Below are 307 nucleotides of genomic sequence, written 5' to 3' on the forward strand. Positions count from 1 at the left end.
TCAGGTTTCTATGAGGTCGCCGCATCATTCCGGCCGTACTCTCGGTGCTCGCGACCTCACAGAAACCTCCAGATTCACTCGTCTGGGGGCGGTGAGTCGAGGGGACGGCGGTGTCCAGACCACGCGAGAACGCGAGACGGGAGAACAGGATCTGTTCCGCTCCAGGCTCGATCAGATCATCAACATGAAGCACGAGCTGGTGCGGCTGGCGCAGGCGATCGACTGGCCGGTGCTGGAAGAGCGGTTCGGCGCGGTCTATTCGGACCGACCAGGCATGCCGCCGTTGCCGACGCGGTTGATGGCGGGG

1 pseudogene is annotated in these 307 nt (G+C 63.8%); it reads left to right on the forward strand.

Features of this window, described 5'->3' with window-relative positions:
• Positions 1–110: 110 nt before the first annotated feature.
• Positions 111–307: pseudogene (locus ACWGS9_RS35650) on the forward strand (IS5/IS1182 family transposase); the annotation flags it as partial.

The sequence above is a fragment of the Mesorhizobium sp. Arg314 genome (assembly GCF_053714275.1).